The sequence below is a fragment of the Salinibacterium sp. G-O1 genome (assembly GCF_030063305.1).
Classification (GTDB): Bacteria; Actinomycetota; Actinomycetes; order Actinomycetales; family Microbacteriaceae; genus Rhodoglobus.
The window spans coordinates 1,235,026-1,251,233 of the sequence record NZ_JASISV010000001.1; the positions used below are offsets into that span (position 1 = coordinate 1,235,026).

At 63.7% G+C, this 16,208-nt stretch carries 18 protein-coding genes; 10 read left to right on the forward strand and 8 right to left on the reverse strand.

Translation table 11 applies throughout. The annotated features are described in order from the left end of the window. Positions 1-174 precede the first annotated feature (174 nt). Together QMG83_RS06020 and QMG83_RS06025 are read right to left on the reverse strand one after the other, a co-directional pair. Positions 175-1,542 carry an HNH endonuclease signature motif containing protein gene (locus tag QMG83_RS06020; protein ID WP_283504424.1) on the reverse strand — a complete coding sequence of 456 codons (1,368 nt, stop codon included), beginning with the start codon at positions 1,540-1,542 and terminating at the stop codon, positions 175-177. Between the two features lie 104 nt (positions 1,543-1,646). After that, positions 1,647-2,069 carry a pyridoxamine 5'-phosphate oxidase family protein gene (locus tag QMG83_RS06025; protein ID WP_283504425.1) on the reverse strand — a complete coding sequence of 141 codons (423 nt, stop codon included), beginning with the start codon at positions 2,067-2,069 and terminating at the stop codon, positions 1,647-1,649. A gap of 205 nt (positions 2,070-2,274) precedes the next feature. Here QMG83_RS06025 and rpsO point away from each other — a divergent pair, with 205 nt between their 5' ends. Beyond that, positions 2,275-2,544, forward strand: a complete 270-nt coding sequence (rpsO, locus tag QMG83_RS06030) for a 30S ribosomal protein S15 (RefSeq protein ID WP_283504426.1) — start codon at positions 2,275-2,277, stop codon at positions 2,542-2,544. Positions 2,545-2,606: 62 nt separating this feature from the next. On the opposite strand, the gene QMG83_RS06035 is transcribed toward rpsO, so the two are convergent. Continuing rightward, positions 2,607-3,218 carry an HdeD family acid-resistance protein gene (locus tag QMG83_RS06035; RefSeq protein ID WP_283504427.1) on the reverse strand — a complete coding sequence of 204 codons (612 nt, stop codon included), beginning with the start codon at positions 3,216-3,218 and terminating at the stop codon, positions 2,607-2,609. A gap of 72 nt (positions 3,219-3,290) precedes the next feature. Between QMG83_RS06035 and QMG83_RS06040 the strand changes: the two genes are divergently transcribed. Further along, complete coding sequence (locus tag QMG83_RS06040; protein WP_283504428.1) at positions 3,291-4,211, forward strand: NADP-dependent oxidoreductase; 921 nt, start codon at positions 3,291-3,293, stop codon at positions 4,209-4,211. Positions 4,212-4,219: 8 nt separating this feature from the next. On the opposite strand, the gene QMG83_RS06045 is transcribed toward QMG83_RS06040, so the two are convergent. Continuing rightward, positions 4,220-4,579, reverse strand: a complete 360-nt coding sequence (locus tag QMG83_RS06045) for a hypothetical protein (RefSeq protein ID WP_283504429.1) — start codon at positions 4,577-4,579, stop codon at positions 4,220-4,222. A 109-nt stretch (positions 4,580-4,688) separates the two neighbouring features. Between QMG83_RS06045 and QMG83_RS06050 the strand changes: the two genes are divergently transcribed. From QMG83_RS06050 to QMG83_RS06060, 3 genes are all read left to right on the forward strand, one after another. Then, the gene (locus tag QMG83_RS06050; RefSeq protein WP_283504430.1) at positions 4,689-5,090 is read left to right on the forward strand and encodes a hypothetical protein; all 402 of its coding nucleotides are present in this window, start codon (positions 4,689-4,691) and stop codon (positions 5,088-5,090) included. 287 nt (positions 5,091-5,377) lie between these two features. Further along, a complete protein-coding gene (locus tag QMG83_RS06055) occupies positions 5,378-6,304 on the forward strand; it encodes a hypothetical protein (RefSeq protein ID WP_283504431.1) in 927 nt (308 codons plus the stop codon). A 367-nt stretch (positions 6,305-6,671) separates the two neighbouring features. Continuing rightward, complete coding sequence (locus QMG83_RS06060; protein WP_283504432.1) at positions 6,672-8,954, forward strand: polyribonucleotide nucleotidyltransferase; 2,283 nt, start codon at positions 6,672-6,674, stop codon at positions 8,952-8,954. A 94-nt stretch (positions 8,955-9,048) separates the two neighbouring features. Here QMG83_RS06060 and QMG83_RS06065 read toward each other — a convergent pair whose 3' ends face one another. After that, entirely contained in the window at positions 9,049-9,582 is a 534-nt protein-coding gene (locus QMG83_RS06065; RefSeq protein ID WP_283504433.1) for a YbhB/YbcL family Raf kinase inhibitor-like protein, read from the reverse strand. A 258-nt stretch (positions 9,583-9,840) separates the two neighbouring features. Here QMG83_RS06065 and QMG83_RS06070 point away from each other — a divergent pair, with 258 nt between their 5' ends. Next, a complete protein-coding gene (locus QMG83_RS06070; protein ID WP_283504434.1) occupies positions 9,841-10,788 on the forward strand; it encodes an aldo/keto reductase in 948 nt (315 codons plus the stop codon). Positions 10,789-10,794: 6 nt separating this feature from the next. On the opposite strand, the gene QMG83_RS06075 is transcribed toward QMG83_RS06070, so the two are convergent. After that, a complete protein-coding gene (locus tag QMG83_RS06075; protein ID WP_283504435.1) occupies positions 10,795-11,406 on the reverse strand; it encodes a TetR/AcrR family transcriptional regulator in 612 nt (203 codons plus the stop codon). A 185-nt stretch (positions 11,407-11,591) separates the two neighbouring features. On the opposite strand from QMG83_RS06075, the gene QMG83_RS06080 reads away from it, so the two are divergent. Both QMG83_RS06080 and QMG83_RS06085 read left to right on the forward strand, forming a co-directional pair. Next, positions 11,592-12,953, forward strand: a complete 1,362-nt coding sequence (locus QMG83_RS06080) for a M16 family metallopeptidase (RefSeq protein WP_283504436.1) — start codon at positions 11,592-11,594, stop codon at positions 12,951-12,953. A gap of 19 nt (positions 12,954-12,972) precedes the next feature. Continuing rightward, entirely contained in the window at positions 12,973-13,575 is a 603-nt protein-coding gene (locus QMG83_RS06085; protein ID WP_283504437.1) for a histidine phosphatase family protein, read from the forward strand. Here QMG83_RS06085 and QMG83_RS06090 read toward each other — a convergent pair. Then, positions 13,572-14,033 (reverse strand): GNAT family N-acetyltransferase, encoded by a 462-nt coding sequence (locus tag QMG83_RS06090; protein ID WP_283504438.1) that lies wholly within the window; start codon positions 14,031-14,033, stop codon positions 13,572-13,574. The two genes, QMG83_RS06085 and QMG83_RS06090, sit on opposite strands and share 4 nt — an antisense overlap. A gap of 62 nt (positions 14,034-14,095) precedes the next feature. Here QMG83_RS06090 and dapB point away from each other — a divergent pair, with 62 nt between their 5' ends. Together dapB and QMG83_RS06100 are read left to right on the forward strand one after the other, a co-directional pair. Continuing rightward, positions 14,096-14,863 carry a 4-hydroxy-tetrahydrodipicolinate reductase gene (gene dapB, locus QMG83_RS06095; RefSeq protein ID WP_349357496.1) on the forward strand — a complete coding sequence of 256 codons (768 nt, stop codon included), beginning with the start codon at positions 14,096-14,098 and terminating at the stop codon, positions 14,861-14,863. After that, positions 14,860-15,306 carry a hypothetical protein gene (locus QMG83_RS06100; protein WP_502948997.1) on the forward strand — a complete coding sequence of 149 codons (447 nt, stop codon included), beginning with the start codon at positions 14,860-14,862 and terminating at the stop codon, positions 15,304-15,306. Before dapB ends, QMG83_RS06100 begins: the two co-directional genes overlap by 4 nt. A 9-nt stretch (positions 15,307-15,315) precedes the next feature. Here QMG83_RS06100 and QMG83_RS06105 read toward each other — a convergent pair whose 3' ends face one another. Next, on the reverse strand, positions 15,316-16,203 hold the full coding sequence (locus tag QMG83_RS06105) for a TIGR01777 family oxidoreductase (protein ID WP_283504439.1): 888 nt from the start codon (positions 16,201-16,203) through the stop codon (positions 15,316-15,318). Positions 16,204-16,208 lie beyond the last annotated feature (5 nt).

The following is a 16,208-nucleotide window of genomic DNA, read 5'->3' on the forward strand; positions in this document are numbered from 1 at the left end:
CTCGGGGGAGCCATGACGTGACGAGTAGTGCCGGGCCGTTTCTGCAAACGCGGGGCCCGGCCTACTCCGTCCTCAGCGACTGTTCACGCGGAGTGTTCTCACGGACTGTTCACGCGGCCTGTTCTCGCGGCCTGTTCTCGCGGCCTGTTCTCGCGGCCCGTTCATGCGTTCTGTTCACGCGACCATGAGCACTCTCGACTTTCCGACTCGCTGCCACGTCTGATCCGGGTCGAGCCAGACTGGTGCCAGGAGCCAGGGCCGACCGTTGATCATCTTCATCTGATAGCCGGATGCGTGGAGCAGATGGTGATGTTCCGGACACAAGAGCACCCCGTTGTCGACGTCGGTGAGCCCGCCTTGCCCGAACTCCTTCACATGGTGGGCGTGGCACCAGCTTGGGGGAGCGTGGCATCCGTTCCATACGCATCCTCCGTCGACGGCCGCGAGTGCGAGCCGCTGGTGACGGCTGAACAGTCGCTGTGTTCGACCCAGGTTGAGCACTTCACCGTTGGATCCGACCGTCAGCACCTTCACGCCACCATCACACGCCAGTTCGCGCACGGTTGCCGACGAGACTGGCTCGTCAACATCGTCGAGCCAACCAACCCCCGTGCCGTTCTCGAGGTCACTCAGCTTGATGACGGCAACCACGGTGGTGACGCTGCGCATGCTCCCCGGCTCACCTTCCGACGATCGCAGGCCAGCAGTGAGCAGGCCCATCACGACGTCGAACTGCTTCTGTTCGAGGGTGCGCGGATCGCGCGCAGCGCCAGTGAGCGACTCCGCATCGGCGGGCGCATCCTGAGCGTCGAGAAAACGTGGAATCACGTTCGGTCCCGCGCGCTCCGCGAGGGCGGCCTTCAGGAGCGCCGCGTTGGTCGGGTCTGCGTGGCCGCCGAACCGCGTGAGTCCGTTCTCTTCTCGACCTATCCAGAAGGCTCGGCGGGTTCGCAGCACCTCATCCCGAGGCTCAGCGCCATCCGGGTCGAGCACCTCACGCCAGACTCGGGCCCGCACCGCGAGCAGGTCGGCCGGGAGGGTGAGCCCATCTTCCGCAAGGGTGGCTTCTGCGACTTCGAGGCGTTCGAGTGTGGCGTGCCGCTGCGCGGCCTGATCGAGCGCGTGGATGATGGCGCTCGCGGCATCCACTCCGAGCCGGCCCGAGATGACCGCGGCAGAAACGAGGGGGTAGTCGGCAGGCAAGACCTGGCCGTCGAGGCACGCTCGTGCGCGTATCGCACGACCCAGCTTCACGCGCCGGCTCGCCTCGCGCTGAGACACGAGGGTGAGCTTTTCGATGAGGTGCATGCCGCGGGTCTCGCCGAGTCTCTGGGCAAGACCGGCCTGCCCGAGCTCGTAGCGGGAGCGTTCATCAACTTCGGCAGCGGCCAACGCTCGAAGCGCATCGGTGAGTCGCCCCACCTGCTCAATCTCACGGGTGATCTCGAGCAAAGCAGAGTCGTCGAAGGCGACCATCCCGTCGAGCGCGACTGCGGCGAGCAGGGAGCTCACCCTGTCGAGAACCTGCGCCGCTTCGGTCATAGCCACACTCTGACAGCGACCACCGACATTGCATTAGTGCTGGTCAGACTGTGATTAGACCTGTGGATGGTCCGGAAAATTGGACGCTGTGGAGGAGAAGATCGCTACACGATGTACCGCTCTGGTTCGGGTCCACGCTGGAACGAGCGACCGCTCAGGGAGGTAGGCGTGATGCGAACGTAGATGTATTTGAGAGTCGGGATCCACGGCGTGAGCGGCAAAGTATCTGCCCGATCGACCTCGGCCTGGTGATCGAGCCGCGCGGCTGTACCCTTCACGACCACGCTCCACGCGTCGGTATCGTCGTGGCCATCGATCTCAAAAGCGACAGCGGAGTGCACTGTCAATTCGACGAGTTTGGTGCCTTCGGCGGTCCTGAACAGCAGTGTCCCGTCATCCACCACGAAGTTCACCGGAAAAATGTCGAGCTCGCCCCCAGCAGACACCGCCAGCCGCCCCATCGGTGTTGCTTCCAGCAGCGCCCACATCTCGGGGTCTGTCAGGCGATTGATCTGGTTCTCGTCCACGATGCTCCCTTCGTGCCGGCCCCGTTGCCGACGATCCCAGTACAGGCGCATCGGCGCATCGGCGGAAGGGCCGAAAGGCCCGAACCCCGCAGAACCCCCATCCCTCTGCTAAAGTATCAAGGTTGCCGTCTGACGGCCGCGGATAAAGAGAGCCCATTCATTTCCGAATTGGGCGCCGCGCAACGAGGAGAAAGGGGATCACCTTATGGCTTTAGAAGCCAGTGTCAAGAAGGCGATCATCGAAGAGTACGCTACCCACCCAGGTGACACGGGTTCCCCCGAGGTCCAGGTTGCGATGATGACCCGTCGCATCACGGATCTGACGGAGCACCTCAAGGAGCACAAGCACGACCACCACTCACGTCGTGGACTGCTGCTGCTCGTTGGCCAGCGTCGTCGCCTGTTGGGCTACCTCCAGGACATCGACATCTCGCGTTACCGCAAGTTGATCGAGCGTCTCGGACTGCGTCGCTAATCGCATATCGCGTCGAACTTGACGAACGGGCCGTCACCTCTTAGGTGGCGGCCCGTTTTACGTTAAGCCTTCGCCTTGCGCGGCAGGGCCAGCAGGGTGGTGGCACTCACGACGATGAGCAGGATGCCACCGATCGACACGAGCGCGATCACACCGGCCGCCGGCAGCACGAACATCGCGACTCCGGCCGCGATCGACACGATGCCGCTCACCCAGCCGAACCACCGCGGGTGAATCGTTCCGCGCACTCCTGCCACCAGGTCGACGATGCCCTCGAGCATCCAGCCAGCGCCGATGACGATAGCAAGGGCGATGAGGGATTGGAACGGGTTTGAGAGGCAGATGATGCCGGCGATCATGATCACGAGCCCTGCGAGTCCGGTGAGCCAGCGCATCGTCGAGCCCAGGCCCGCGGCGACAAATGCAGCAGTGACGCGGAACATCCCTGACGCGATGAGGTAGATGCCGAACACGATCGCAACGGTCAGCAGGGTCGCTCCGGGGAACAGGATCGCGACGATTCCGAGCGCGAGTCCGATGACGGCCACGCCGATGAGCTGGCCGCGGTGCACCCTGAGCAGTCCGGGCTGGAGGAGCGTCGATCCGGCAGTGTCTGGGTTCGTCATGGGGTCCTCCCGGTCGTGGGCGTGCACGTCCATCTTGGCAGCAACCACTCCGGCGATTCTGGGTCGCGCGTCACGTTCTGATGTTCATTAGATCTCGCCGACGCCGCGTAGCCTTGACGCATGAGTCGTCGCGTCGAATACAGCAAGCTTGGTGGGCCCGAAGTCCTTCAGATCGTGGAGGTGGAGCCACCGCATCCTGCGCCTGGTGAGGTGCGCGTTCGCGTTCTCGCCGCCGGCATCAACCCCTTCGACGCCAAAGTGTTCCGAGGCATGCCGACAGCGAAGAAGCAGTCGGTCACGTTCCCGATGGGCAATGGCTCCGACTTTGCCGGCGTTATCGACGAACTGGGGGAGGGCGTCAGCTCGTTGACTCTCGGTGATCTCGTGATGGGTGCTCGCACGTTCTTCGCCCAGGCCGATTTTCTGGTCATCGCAGCGAACAGGGTCATCCTGGTTCCGGAGGGGCTGCCGATCGGGCAGGCAGGCTCTCTCAACACGGCAGGACGCACCGCGTGGGCCAGCGTCGAATCACTGCAGCTCAACGACGAGGACGTGGTGCTCGTCAGCGCCGCCGCAGGAGGTGTGGGTGTCATCGCGGTGCAGCTGGCAAAGCGCGCCGGTGCGACGGTCATCGGCTCGGCCTCAGAGTCGAATCACGACTTCCTGCGTTCGCTCGGTGTGATTCCGGTGGCCTACGGGGAGGGCATGGCGGATGCCGTGCGAGCGGTTGCGCCGCAAGGAATCACTGCAGCACTCGACAACTTCGGTCATGGTTTCGTGGATGTCGCGCTCGAACTCGGTGCGCCAGCATCCCGTATCAACACCATCGCCGACTACGAGTCTCCGGAGAAGTACGGCGTTGGCGCGGTGGGGGCGGCCGGCGCGAGTCTTGATGACCTGCGGGAGCTCGCCCTTCTTGTCGCCGCTGGCGCGGTCGACGTTCCGATCGATTCTGTCTTCCCGCTCGAGCGCGCGGCCGACGCCTATACGCGACTCATCGAGGGTCACCTGCGCGGAAAGATCGTGCTCGTCACGCAGTAGCTGCGCGCTTACGCGGTAGCGACCGCTACTGCAAGTGCGACTCCCGCGATCAGCACCGCCGCCCCGACGACGGAGCCCAGCACGGCCCAGACGCGCCCGAGTCGAAGGTTGCGCCGAAACGAGAAGGTCGCCGTGATGGCGGTGAGTACCAGGAACACGAACGCGATGATCGCGCAGAACGTGAAGAAGACGATCGCGATCGGCCGCCCGGAACCCGGTTCGGTAGCCCCGATGCTCACGGCCCACAGGATGATCACCCAGAATCCCGCGATGACCGACAGCACAAAGGACGCGATCCCGAGCGCGATCCCCTTGCGGCTCTCGAGGGGGGAGCGTTCGGCTGCGTTGATGTGAATGTGTTCGCTCATCGTTCCAGCGTAACCGCGGCACCTGCGGAGAGATCCAGAAAACTTTTCAGATTGTTCGGTGCGCGGCAGGCTCTCCTGAGCGACCGTCTCCACCGGGTACGATCCGTACATGGCTGACCTCGATCGCAACGACCTCGGCAAGGGCTCAATGAATCAGTACCGCGGGGTGCTCGTTCCCGCCAATGGTCGGGTGAGAATCCAGCTCGCAGGGAGCAACCCCCACCAGGAAGAACTGAAGCGGATTATCGATAGCGGCGAAGCACCGTTGACGACAGCCATGAGCCGCCGATCTCAGCAGCAGGAGGGCGCTGACGCTGAGATCGAGGTGCGGCTGTTCACCGGCACACGCGTGAGCGGCCCGGTGGGGATGGTGCCCAGAGGCCTTGAGTCCGTGATCGACGAGGCCCTGTCCAGACTCGACATGAAGGGCGAGTCTCAGCGGATTCCGGTGGAGATCGTGAGCAAAATGGGCGTGCTGAGGGTCGAACTGCTGATGGGTCAGACGCGATAGCGCGTTTAAAGATTTGGTGGCCGGTCGTGTTGCACGACCGGCCACCCGAGTCGACCGGCCCCCGCCGGTCTCTCTCGTAAAGCGGACCCGAATATGCCGCCCCGAGAATTCTCTGGAAGTGTCAGGCTTCGTTGCCTGCCACTGTGTTCCTCTGTACAAGTCATCCGGTCCGGATTCCCTTTCGGTTTGTGCCCAGTTAGGGGGGTACGCGTCGGCGTCGAGATTGTGTCCCCCGCATGGGGGACATTTTGCGTGACGACGAGGACGTGAGCCTATATCGTTTCCGTGTGACAAGTGGCGGCCCAGACCCAGACTCGAATTCCCTCGAGGCCTACGACGCTGACTGGTTTTTGGCTCAACTGACCGGTCGCGATCCCGCGGAGGTGCGAGCATCGGTGGCCGCGTCGCATCCCGAGCCGTCGCTTACCGCAGAGACCTCTGTTGCGGAGTCGAAGCCCGTCGCGAGAACCGCGAGAACCGCGACCTCAAGCTCGCCTGCCAAGCCGGCCATGGTGGCTACCGCTTTCACGCCCCCATTGCCTGCCATTGTCGAGAGCGTTGAAACGGACGTGCTCCCGATTGCAGCGGCGGATGTGACCTCCACCGCTGTCTCGCCTACCGTCGCCGAGGCGATCGGCGCGGCTCACGTTGACTGGCTCACGCGGGGCCGGAACGGTGCCACGCGCATGTTCCGGCGGCCTGTCGCAGTTCGACGGCGAGTTGCCACAATCTCGACGCTGGCAGTCGTCGCACTGGTTGCGGGAACCTGGGTCGCGGTGGCGGCAGCGCCTTCCCCTCAGGCCGGGCCTGTTGAGGCGGGATCGGAATCCGGCAGCACGGATGGGGCGCCGACGTCCCGTGAGAATGAATTGCCGACGCTGCCATTGGGCACAGAGCCGTCGGTGAAGGTCGAGCGCGGATTGGCTGCCCCCGAGGGCGTTCGGTCGTCGCCCGGCTCAGACAAGACACCGAGCAAGGATCTGCTCGGAACCCCTCCCAAGTCGCCAACGGCGTCAGGCTCCCCGGCCGCGACGCAACCACCCACCACCAGTCCGAGTCCGACGCCATCCCCGACAGCCACGCCAACGCCAACTCCGACGCCTGACCCGACCCCGGATCCCACACCTGACCCGACCCCGGATCCCACACTTGACCCGACCCCGGACCCGACTCCGGATCCTGATCCGACGCCCGCCGAAGAGCCGAACCCCTGAGATCGTCACACCGGATTGGCCCGAATAGCGGCATGTCCGCGACGCGCTGGGTGCAGCGTTCCTATGTCATTGTGCCGCTGCACTGGTAGTCTGGGTTCGTTACAAACGGAGCAGGCAGGCAAGAAGCTGGTCACCGGTGGTGAATTACTGAACGGCAGCGTACGAAAAGCTGCAGGGTTCAGTGACTTTCTACTGTTGGCCAGACATGCGCCCCCCTCTCGGGCAGCGTCGACATTGACGTGCGCGCGTACACACCGTGTCATCCACGGCTACGTGTCATCAAACCCGCTCCTGCTCTGCGTTTAGATAACGCCGATGAGTCGCCAGCCACACGGGCCAGCGACATTAAACAAAGGAGAAACCCCCCTTGGAGGGTCCAGAAATCACGTCAGCCGAAGCCGTTCTCGATAACGGTAAGTTCGGCACCCGCACGGTTCGTTTTGAGACCGGTCGACTCGCTCAGCAGGCACAGGGTGCCGTTGCCGCGTACCTCGACGAAGACACCATGATCCTGTCAGCCACCAGCGCAGGAAAGCACCCGCGCGACGGGTTCGACTTCTTCCCCCTCACGGTGGATGTGGAAGAGCGTTCGTACGCAGCAGGCAAGATCCCAGGAAGCTTCTTCCGCCGCGAGGGTCGCCCGTCGACGGAGGCCATCCTGGTCTGCCGTCTGATCGACCGCCCGCTTCGCCCGACCTTCGTGGAGGGCCTCCGCAACGAGGTCCAGATCGTCATCACGGTGCTGTCCATCGCACCCGACGAGTTCTACGACGCGCTTGCGATCAACGCAGCGTCACTCAGCACCCAGATCTCCGGTCTTCCGTTCTACGGACCGGTCGGTGGCATCCGCCTCGCCCTCATCGGCGACCAGTGGGTTGCATTCCCCAAGCACAGCCAGCTCGCTGACGCTGTGTTCGACCTCACCGTCGCGGGCCGCCTCGTCACAGACGAGAACGGCAACGAGGACATCGCCATCATGATGGTGGAGGCCGAAGCAACCGAGGGCAGCTGGGAGCTCATCAAGGCAGGTGCAACGAAGCCGGATGAGGCTATCGTCGCGCAGGGCCTCGAAGCATCCAAGCCCTTCCTCAAGCAGCTCATCAAGGCACAGCAGCAGGTTGCGTCGACCGCGGCCAAGCCCATCAAGGACTTCCCGCTGTTCCCGCCCTACCAGCAGGCCACCTACGATTCCGTTGCCGGACTCGCCTGGGAAGACCTCAAGGGTGTGTACCAGATCGCAGACAAGGTCGAGCGCCAGAACGCTGACGACCTACTGAAGGATCGCGTCAAGGGCCACGTCGCCGCCGAGGTCGAGGCCGAGCGCCTTCCCGCCTCAGCCAACGCCGAGGTTTCCGCTGCGTACAAGAGCGTGTCGAAGAAGGTCATGCGTAACCGCGTGCTGACCGAGGGCGTCCGCATCGACGGCCGTGGCCTGACCGACATCCGTGCGCTCGACGCGGAGGTGCAGGTCATCCCGCGCGTTCACGGTTCCGCGATCTTCCAGCGCGGCGAGACCCAGATCCTGGGCGTCACCACGCTGAACATGCTCAAGATGGAGCAGCAGATCGACTCGCTGAACCCCGTCACGAAGAAGCGTTACCTCCACCACTACAACTTCCCGCCCTACTCGACGGGTGAGACCGGTCGTGTTGGTTCGCCGAAGCGTCGCGAGATCGGGCACGGCTTCCTTGCCGAGCGCGCACTCGTTCCGGTGCTCCCGTCACGTGAAGACTTCCCTTACGCGATCCGCCAGGTATCCGAGGCTCTCGGTTCCAACGGTTCAACGTCGATGGGTTCCGTCTGCGCGTCAACCCTGTCGCTGCTCAACGCCGGTGTGCCGCTGCGCGCACCCGTTGCCGGCATCGCCATGGGGCTCATCTCCGATGACGTCGACGGACAGGTTCGCTACGCGGCTCTGACCGACATCCTCGGTGCTGAAGACGCCCTCGGCGACATGGACTTCAAGGTCGCAGGTACCTCGGAGTTCGTCACCGCGATCCAGCTCGACACGAAGCTCGCCGGCCTTCCGTCGAGCGTTCTTGACGGCGCGCTGAAGCAGGCGAAGGAGGCTCGCACCGCGATCCTCGCCGTCATCAACGCTGCGATCGACGCTCCCGACGAGATGGCGCCTACCGCGCCTCGCGTCATCAGCGTTCAGATCCCGGTCGACAAGATCGGTGAACTGATCGGCCCGAAGGGCAAGACGATCAACCAGATCCAGGATGACACTGGCGCTGACATCTCCATCGAGGACAACGGAACCGTCTACATCGGTGCCGTCGACGGTCCGTCGGCTGAGGCAGCTCGTGCCGCAGTCAACGCGATCGCGAACCCGCTGAACCCCGAGGTTGGTGAGCGTTTCCTCGGAACCGTCGTCAAGCTCGCGACATTCGGTGCGTTTGTCTCGCTCACCCCCGGCAAGGACGGCCTGCTGCACATCAGCGAGGTTCGTAAGCTCGCCGGTGGCAAGCGCGTCGAGAACGTCGAAGACGTGCTCGCTGTCGGCCAGAAGATCCAGGTCGAGATCACCAAGATTGACGACCGCGGAAAGCTATCGCTCGCTCCCGTCGACGATGCTGCTGAAACCGCTGACACCGACAGCTCTGCTGCCGCGTCGGACGGTCCGGAAGCACCCGCCGAAGGAGAGTAGCGACATAGATCTGCGCGGGGCCTCTCGCCAGGCGCTCGCGTAAGACACTAGGGCCCATCCCTTCGGGGGTGGGCCCTTTTGCGTGCCCGTGAGCCTAGACGGAAGTTTCGGAAACGCCGGTGAGCTGCGCGCGGGCGACGGTATGCCCGAACATCTTGAATCCCAGAATCGCGGGCGTGCTGCCCTCGGGTACCTCCAGACGTTCGACGTCGAGCGCACTCAGAGTGAATACATACCTGTGCTCGCCGTGGCCAGCAGGGGGAGCAGCTCCGATGAAGCGCTCGAGCCTCTCTTCGTTGGGCAGCGTGATCGCACCAGAGGGGAGCAGGTTGGCATCGGGTCGACCCGAATCCTGCGGGAGGGACGACACGTTCGGCGGAATGTTGTAGACCGCCCAGTGCCAATATCCGCTCCCGGTGGGGGCATCCGGATCGTAGACGGTCAGTGCGAAGCTCTTGGTGCCGGATGGCGCACCATCCCAGTGCAGCGTCGGTGACCTGTCTTCGCCGCCCGCGTTGGAAATTCCCGATCTCGCCCACTGGGGGAGTGTGTCGCCCTCGGTGAAGTCCGGACTTGAGAGCGTGAAAAGAGGGACCTCGGGGAGTCGCCAGTTGGGATCGTTTGTCATCGGCAGCCTTTCGCGGGTGGGTGTTGCCACTTCCGAGGCTAGCTGGTGACCGCTTCGCAATCCTTCGATACAGACAGGTAACGATTTCCCGCGCGATGTTTCGCTTGGCGACGCGGCGGTCATAGGGTGAAGAGACCTTGGAGAGAACGAGTGACCCGGCTCGAGAAGAAGCAATTTGGCGTCAGGAAGAGTGACGCAGCGCGAAATGGCGCACACGCTGGCGTCCTGGATAAGACCGCGCCCACCACGATCCCGGCTATGACCGCCCCGATTACAATCGGACCAACCCGACTTCGTGTGGTCGGCAACTCCGACCTCAGGGTCTACCCGATTGCGATCAGCGGCAATGTCTTCGGATGGACGGCAGACGACGATGCTGCCCACCGCATCCTCGATTCCTATGTCGCGCATGGGGGCAACTTCATCGACACGGCCGATTCTTACGCGGCCGGGCGCAGCGAAACCATGATCGGTAACTGGATGAAGTCCCGGCGCAATCGCTCCAATCTGGTGGTTGCCACCAAGGTCGGCAAAAGCGCGGAGAATCCAGGCCTTAGGGCTCGAGTGCTGACGCGCGCCGTGAATGCGTCTCTCGACAGGCTTGGCGTGCAGCACATCGACCTGCTCTACCTGCACATCGACGACACCGAGGTGGACTTCGAAGAGACGCTGCTCGCTGTTGACGAACTGATCAGGGCGGGAAAGGTGCGCTTTTTCGGGGGATCCGACCACACCGGTAACCGGCTGATCGAGGCACGAATTGCCTCGGCGATGGTCGGGGTGGCGCCGATGGTCGCCCTTCAGAATCACTACAACCTCATGCATCGCCGCGAGTACGAAGGCGATCTGGCGCATGTGGCCGCCCAGCAGCGGCTCGGTGTCATGCCGAGGTTCGCGCTTGCCAGTGGCTTCCTGACGGGCAAATACCGACAGAAGTCAGATTTGGCGGACAGCCCGCGTGGGGAAGAGGTGGCCAAATACCTCACCCGGCGCGGACTGCGGGTGCTCTCGACTCTCGATTCGATTGCGCAGGAGCACGATTCGAGCGTTGCATCAGTTGCGTTGGCGTGGTTGCTGGTGAAACCAAACGTGGTTGCGCCAGTGGTTTCTGCATCGCACGCAGAACAGGTGGATGACCTCGCGGCAGCCACGAGGCTCCAGCTCACGCGACACCAGGTCAGTGAGCTGGACCGAGTGTCTCGCTAGCAGCGACTACGCGTTGGTGGACTCGGCGAGCACGCGATTGGTGATGCGGGTGAGAGCAGCTGACGCAGCGATGGAGTCTCCCGCGTAGCCGCCGGTGAATGCGCCATCTCTGGCGAGCAGCAGCTCGTCGGCCGCATCCCCTGGGACGGGGTGGCCCATGTCACGCAGCAGGTTCTCCAGGGTGTCGGTGTACCACTCACGGTGCATGGTCACGATTTTGCGCACAGGGTGGTCCTGCTGGGGAAACTCGGCTGCGGCGTTGATGAACGCGCAGCCGCGGAATCCGACGCTGTCAATCTCGGCGATGATGGATGCCACGAACTCACGAAGCGCAATCTTGGGTGTCGCGGCCGCCGCGATAATCGCTCCCAGCTCTGCAACGGCGTGGGTGTGTCGGTGAGAGATGTACTCGAGGATGAGGTTGTCTTTTGCGCGGTAGTGCTTGTAGAAGGTCGCTTTCGTGACCGACGACGCGCTGATGATCCTGTCAACACCCACGTTTCGGATGCCGTCCTCGTAGAACAAAACATTCACCGTGTCGAGGATGCGGCCTTTCGCCGGAGCGCGCTGTGCAGGTGCAACCAGATCAACGATGTTGATTGCGTCAATAACTGTCACAGCGCGACTCCTTAGTGGTGATGCACGACAGCTGTCGGGGTGGCTGTCGTGCGCAGGCTTCGGGTGCCTGCGATATACCGTAGCAGGATGAGGACAGACAGACCAGTCTGTTTGTCCGCTTTTTGTCCCCCCACTTTGCGGGGCAGGCCGTCAGCAGACGTGCCATGACATAGGCTCGGGAGGTGATGAACGGTGCAGTCCCTCTCCCGCTCGACCTCCCTCAACTCGCTTTCACCGCATCCGGTGAGGCACTGGTGCGCCGCACGGTGCTACCCAGTGGCGTGCGCATCCTGAGCGAATCGGTGCCTGGCGCCCGCAGCTCGACAATTGGCTATTGGGTGGCGGTCGGTTCTCGGGATGAGCTGCCCGAGACCTACGGTTCGACTCACTTCCTCGAGCATCTGCTGTTCAAAGGCACCCCGACACGCTCCGCACTCGATATCGCTGTCGCATTCGACTCCGTCGGGGGAGAGCACAATGCGATGACAGCGAAGGAGTACACCTGCTACTACGCCAAAGTTCAGGATCGGGATCTTCCCATGGCGGTCGACGTTCTGGCCGACATGTTCACGTCGTCAGTGATCGACCCTGACGAGTTTGAGACGGAACGTGGGGTGATCCTCGAAGAGCTCGCCATGGCAGACGATGACCCATCCGACGTTGCCAGCGAACGCTTCTTCGAAGCAGTCATGGGCGCCCACCCGCTCGGCAGGCCGATCGGGGGAAACCCGGAGACGATCGGTGCGGTCTCGCGCGAGGCGGTATGGCAGCACTATCGGGCCAACTACCGCGCCCAGGACCTTGTCATCACCGTTGCCGGCGCAGTCGACCACGACGAACTCGTTGCGAGGGTTTCTGCGGCGCTCGAGAGGGCGGACTGGGATCTGGACGACCACGCCGCCCCCGTGCCACGCCGCACCTCCACCCACGACCTGGTTGAGCGTGGTAGCCCCCTGGTGGTCGTCAAACGGCCCATCGAGCAGGCGAACATACTTCTCGGCGTCGCAGGTCTCGCGGCCGCAGACGAGCGCAGGGCCACACTCACCGTGATGAATGCGATCTTCGGCGGTGGGATGTCGAGCCGCCTGTTCCAGGAGATTCGCGAGAAGCGCGGGCTGGCCTACTCGGTCTATTCATTCGCGCCCAGCTATTCGGATGCCGGGCTGTACGGCATCTACGCTGGATGCTCGCCGGCGAAGGCTCCCCAGGTCGCGGAACTCATGGTCTCCGAATTCGCCCGACTCGCCACCGACGGTGTGACGAGTGAAGAGATGGGGCGTGCGATCGGCCAGCTCAGCGGGGCATCCGCTCTCGCCCTCGAAGATTCAGATACCAGGATGTCGCGACTGGGACGCAGCGAACTGACGCTCGGCGAATTCGTCGACCTCGACGAGTCGCTGCGGCGCCTGTCCCGGGTTACCGCGGATGAGGTCCAGAAGCTCGCAGCAGAGCTGATGGCCCGTCCGATGTCTGTCGCCGCCGTCGGCACGATGGATGACAACGCTTTCGCGGGAATCCCCGCACTTCACACAGCAATCAGCCAGTAGGAAACCAGGTATCACACTCATGGCCCACTACCTTTATCTCGTGCGTCACGGCGAGCAGCAGGACGCCGAGTACGGCCTTCCTGACGGTCCGCTGTCTGGCAAGGGCACCCGCCAGGCACGCGCCATCGCCGAGCGACTCAGCGGAGTGCCGTTCACGCGGGCCTGGCATTCACCGCTTCAGCGTGCCGAAGAAACGGCGAAGATCATGACGGAGCGCATGCCGGCATTGGAGTCGAAGCCGAGCGCCCTGCTGATGGACTGCATCCCCTCCGGGCCCACGAATGACATGCCGCACTCGTTCGAATCGTTCTTCGGCGCCATCACCCCTGCCGAGATCGAGGCGGGCGAAGCCCAGATGTCCGATGCGATCGCCGAGTTCCTGGCGCCGGCCCGGGATGACCAGCACGACCTGCTGATCACGCACAACTTCGTCATCGCGTGGTTTGTACGCGAGGTTTTCGGTGGGCCGACCTGGCGCTGGCTCGGCCTCAACCAGGCCAACTGTGGGCTGACGATCATCCGGGTTCGAAGCGCGAAGCCGCCAGTGCTCGTCACCCACAATGACCTCGGGCATCTTCCCGTCGAACTTCGCACGGGGATGCCCGAACTCCAGCCGTTCTAGATCGGCAGCGTCTTCGCGTACCAGTTGGTCGCGTTCGGGTTGTCGTTGTATGCCTCGATATCGACGAAACCGCTTGAACCGTAGAGCCCTCCGGCGGCGGCGAGGCTCGAGTTGGTGTCGAGAACCAGCTCGGTGGCGCCCAGCTGGACGGCGCGACGTTCGAGTTCGGCGAGGAGAGCCCGACCAAGCCCCCTGCCCTGAACGTGGGGCTGAAGCCAGAGATGCTTCACCTCGAAGCGACCGTCGCCCAGCGACCGGATGCCACCACAGCCGACCGCCGTGTCATCCAGCTGCACGACGAGAAACACTCCGTGCGGCGGCGTGAAGTGCGCTTCCGACGGGAAGGTGGTCACGTAGCCTTCGGCATTCGGGAAGGTGCGCGCACGATAGGCGAAGTACTCGGCGAGCAGGGCGTGCGCCGTGGCATCCGAAACCGACGTTTCGACAAATGTGTGCATGAGTCGAGCGTAGAACCTGCGGGCTCGATCGTCGCGCGCACGTACCTTGCTAGATTTGCCACATGACAACCACAGTCGCCGTGATCGGCGCCACGGGCAAAATGGGAAAGCTCGCCTCCCGCATTATCGAATCGTCCGACGAGTTCGAACTGGTGGCGCAGGTTGATTCCAAAGGCGAGCTGAGCGAGATGCTCGGCGCAGACATCGCGGTGGATGTCACGGTCCCTGCCGTCTCGCAGCGAGTCGTCGAATACGCGGTGGCGAACGGCATCAACGTGATCGTGGGTACGTCAGGGTGGTCGAGCGAGCGCATCGCAGCCCTGGAACGAACGATTTCGGGCAACCTCGCGGTAGGCGTGATCATCGTGCCCAACTTCTCGATCGGTTCGGTTCTTGCTACGTCGTTTGCGACGATGGCGGCGCGGTTCTTCGACTCCATCGAGATCATCGAGGCTCACCACGCGTCCAAGATCGATTCGCCGTCTGGCACCGCTGTGCGCACGGCTGAGCTGATGGGCACCGCACGCGGCGCCCTCGGTCCGGTGGTGGCCCCGCACGTCGACCAGCGGGCGCGGGGACAGCAGGTGTCGAGCATCCCGATCCACAGCCTCAGAATGCAGGGTGTCGTCGCCAAGCAGGACGTGATCTTCGGGGGCAACGGCGAGGTGTTGACCATCAGCCATGACACGCTGGCCCCCAACGCCTACGAGGCGGGCATACTTCTTGCGTTGCGCGCCGCTCGATCCGCTCGGGGTGTCGTAGTGGGTCTCGACAAGCTCATCGACCTCGGTCTTCACCCCGAACGCACACCGGGCGCCCCGACCTCGTGAAGGCGCGCATCGCGACCATCGTGATGGCGGCGCTGCTGGTGCTCTATCTGGTGTTCGTCACCAACTATGCGATCCTGCTGATCAACTCCGCCGAACCGGTGGCGAAGGCCCTGGGCTTTGCGCTCGTCGTGCTCCCCGCCATCGGAGCGTGGGTTCTGATTGCCGACCTCGTCTTTGTGGTGCGGGGGGAGCGGCTTCTCGCGAAGCTCGGCAGCGAAGGCGGACTTCCCGTCGACAACCTTCCGAGACTCCCCAGCGGCCGGGCAGATCCCGTGGCAGCCGATGCCGAATTTCCGATGTACCGCGCCGAGGTCGATGCCGATCCTGAGTCGTGGCGTGCCTGGCTGAGGCTCGGGCTTGCCTACGACGCCAGCGGAGACCGTCGGAGGGCGCGCTGGGCTACGCGAAAAGCCATCGCACTGCACCGGTCCACCGGCACCTGAACCTCAGGCCTAGAGCGACTGGACCAGCTCGCGCAACGCGGCTTCAGCGGTCTCGTGACGAAACTGGAAGCCATCGTCGAGAAGCCGCTGCGGGGAGACATTCTCGCTGCTCAGCAGCAGGTCGTTCCCGGCGTCGCCGAGAGCGTTAACCGCGAACTCCGGCACGGTGAATTTGTGCCAGCGGTGCATGGCGTCAGCTAGGCCGTCGGTAATCTCGCGGGATGTCGCCGGCGTCGGCCCCGCCAGGTTGACCACCCCGTCGAGTGACGACACGAGCAGGTGCCGGATGGCGGCTGCCTCATCGTAGAGAGAAATCCAGGGCCAGTTCTGTTCGCCGGAGCCGAAGCTCGCCGCCAGCCCTGCCATGGTGAGGGGAATGAGGGGGGTGAATGCGCCGCCCTTACCCACGACAAGTCCGGTGCGGAACACCACCACTCTTGTCGGCGCTGGCGTGAGTCGTGCCGCGTGCTCCCATGCCTCGACCACGTCGCTGAGGAAGCCTTCGCCCTTCTGCGACGTTTCGGTAAGAACCGCCCCCGGCTGGTCGCCGTAGTAGCCGACGGCTGAACCGTTCAGGAAGACCGCGGGAGGGGTGGCTGAGCGGGCGATCGCCTCGGCGATGGTTTGCGTGCCGTTCACCCGCGAGTAGAGAATCTGGCGCTTGTATTTGGTCGTCCAGGGAATGCGCCCGGTCGATACTCCGGCCAGGTTGATCACGGCATCCGCGCCATCGATCGCCCGGGGATCGACGGTCAGCTCGGAGGGCATCCAGAGATACTCGTTGCTGTGTCTCGGTGCAGATCTGACCAGTGTGGTGACGGTGTGCCCATCGGCCTGAAGCTGGCGGGTGAGCTCGGTGCCGATGAAGCCGGACGCGCCGGCAATGAGGATTCTCATGGCGC

Coding starts and splice junctions, on each gene's coding strand:
- QMG83_RS06040 (WP_283504428.1), top strand. CDS start 3,291: ATGAGTCGTCGCGTCGAATACAGCAAGCTTGGTGGGCCCGAAGTCCTT.
- QMG83_RS06080 (WP_283504436.1), top strand. CDS start 11,592: ATGAACGGTGCAGTCCCTCTCCCGCTCGACCTCCCTCAACTCGCTTTC.
- QMG83_RS06020 (WP_283504424.1), bottom strand. CDS start 1,542: ATGACCGAAGCGGCGCAGGTTCTCGACAGGGTGAGCTCCCTGCTCGCC.
- dapB (WP_349357496.1), top strand. CDS start 14,096: ATGACAACCACAGTCGCCGTGATCGGCGCCACGGGCAAAATGGGAAAG.
- QMG83_RS06045 (WP_283504429.1), bottom strand. CDS start 4,579: ATGAGCGAACACATTCACATCAACGCAGCCGAACGCTCCCCCCTCGAG.
- QMG83_RS06085 (WP_283504437.1), top strand. CDS start 12,973: ATGGCCCACTACCTTTATCTCGTGCGTCACGGCGAGCAGCAGGACGCC.
- QMG83_RS06090 (WP_283504438.1), bottom strand. CDS start 14,033: ATGCACACATTTGTCGAAACGTCGGTTTCGGATGCCACGGCGCACGCC.
- QMG83_RS06050 (WP_283504430.1), top strand. CDS start 4,689: ATGGCTGACCTCGATCGCAACGACCTCGGCAAGGGCTCAATGAATCAG.
- QMG83_RS06105 (WP_283504439.1), bottom strand. CDS start 16,203: ATGAGAATCCTCATTGCCGGCGCGTCCGGCTTCATCGGCACCGAGCTC.
- QMG83_RS06070 (WP_283504434.1), top strand. CDS start 9,841: ATGACCGCCCCGATTACAATCGGACCAACCCGACTTCGTGTGGTCGGC.
- QMG83_RS06065 (WP_283504433.1), bottom strand. CDS start 9,582: ATGACAAACGATCCCAACTGGCGACTCCCCGAGGTCCCTCTTTTCACG.
- rpsO (WP_283504426.1), top strand. CDS start 2,275: ATGGCTTTAGAAGCCAGTGTCAAGAAGGCGATCATCGAAGAGTACGCT.